Below are 1715 nucleotides of genomic sequence, written 5' to 3'. Positions count from 1 at the left end.
TTCTGTCGAGCGAATTGTAAGCATTGACGGAGCTACCACCGAGATACTGTTTGCCCTGGGGATGGGCCACCGGGTGGTGGGACACGATACCAGCAGCATCTAGCCCCCAGGGGCGCTCCTTTTTTTATCTGGCTCCTGTTGCGCTTTAAGCGAGAGGTGGTACGGTGAAGGGATTGTTTTTACTGATCTCAGGGGTTTTTGGCCTGCTGGTCGGTCTGGTCTTGCGCCAGGGCCTTGCAGCAATGCAGGCTGGCTTGAGCAGCGAGCAGCTAATCCTGGCTTCGGCGGTCTCGATGCTGATATTCTTCCCCTCCCTGCTGGCTCTGGCCATGACAGGTCGCTGGCACTGGGCGGTGTGGGTGCAGGCTCCCGCTGGACTGGTGATGGGACTGGTCTCGGGATATTTGTGGGTGGCCTTGCTGCTCGGTCTGGTAGCAGGGGCGATCACCCTGACCGCAGTCTACCTGCTGGACTGGGTGCAGCCCTGGCATCTTCTGGCCGCATCGCTGGTGATTGGGGTGATTGTTTTTCAGTTTAATCTGAGCTGGAACGGTCTTACTCCCGTGTCCAGCCTGAACCTGCTATGGATGTTTCTAGCCACCTTTAGCGTGGCCGCAGGGTGTGGGCTGCTTGCTCAGCTAATCTGGCTACGACAGTTGCGGCTGGGCCAGAATTGCTCTTGGGCAGAACTGCGGCCAGCTCTGGTTCCGGCGGGCTCAGTTGAGCCCTCAAGCCACTCAGGGCAGGCTATCGGCGACTCGCCCAGGGTACGGCATGTTCAGGGTTGAAAGGGTGGCCTATCGGGTAGGAGGACAGGAGCTACTAGCTGAGGTAAGTTTTACCCTCGAGGCCGGGCGGTTTATGAGCATTATTGGCCCCAATGGGGCCGGCAAGACCACCCTGCTACGGCTCTTATCTGGTGAAGAAAGGCCCTCCTCGGGGGTGATTGAGTTGTTTGGTAGACCCCTGCCGCATTACTCGTCACTGGAACTGGCCTTGCTCCGTGCGGTACTGACCCAACGGCGCGAGGTTGGCTTTGCCTTCAAGGCCTACGAAGTGGCTTTCCTGGGGCGTCTGCCGCACATCGAAAATCGAGCAGAAAATCAGGAGGATCACCGGGCTACCGAGTGGGCTTTGCAACAGACCGTTGCCAGAGATTTTGCTGCGCGCAGCTACCTGAGCCTTTCGGGCAGCGAGCAGAGCCGGGTAGACCTGGCCAGACTGCTGGCACAGGTTCCGCAGCTGTTGCTTCTGGACGAGCCCACCAACCACCTGGACCCACGGCACCAGATGGAGATACTGATGGTCTGCCGCCAGCTGGTTAAGGCGGGCGGGTCGGTTGTAGCAGTCTTGCACGATCTGAATCTAGCCTCGGTCTTCTCCGACCAGATACTGCTGCTGCATCAAGGCCGTATAGCGGCCCTGGGGAGCCCTGCCGAAGTGCTGCTGACGGAGCGCCTCGAGGCGGTCTACGGGCTGCCTTTTGCCCTGGCCCCGCATACCAGTGGGCGGCCCTGGGTACTGCCCCTTCCGCCGTTTATCTAGGTTTGGCTAGACTCGAGCCCAGATCTTTGCCGTAGCGGGCCCGCCCATTCCCGCTACCAGGAGGCGATTTTTGAAGCCTGCAGGGAGTCAATTTGAAAACCGCCCAAACCGCTTGTGATACCAGATTCGGAACCCGACCGAAGGGAGACGCTTTTTTCGCCGACCGTCCG

General features: G+C 59.7%; 2 protein-coding genes and 1 pseudogene. All 3 read left to right on the top strand.

All coding sequences use genetic code 11. The features are described 5' to 3' along the window. A pseudogene (locus tag Q0288_RS09885) lies at positions 1 to 97 on the top strand (hemin ABC transporter substrate-binding protein); the annotation flags it as partial. Between the two features lie 67 nt (positions 98 to 164). Further along, the gene (locus tag Q0288_RS09880; RefSeq protein ID WP_299429924.1) at positions 165 to 788 is read left to right on the top strand and encodes a hypothetical protein; all 624 of its coding nucleotides are present in this window, start codon (positions 165 to 167) and stop codon (positions 786 to 788) included. Then, positions 775 to 1545, top strand: coding sequence for a heme ABC transporter ATP-binding protein (locus Q0288_RS09875; RefSeq protein ID WP_299429921.1), 771 nt, complete (start codon positions 775 to 777; stop codon positions 1543 to 1545). Before Q0288_RS09880 ends, Q0288_RS09875 begins: the two co-directional genes overlap by 14 nt. The last annotated feature ends 170 nt before the right edge of the window (positions 1546 to 1715 follow it).

This window comes from uncultured Meiothermus sp. (genome assembly GCF_937863175.1).
GTDB lineage: Bacteria > Deinococcota > Deinococci > Deinococcales > Thermaceae > Meiothermus.
The sequence above is the reverse complement of the archived record's forward strand: the minus strand, read 5'-3'. Positions and strand labels throughout refer to the sequence as shown.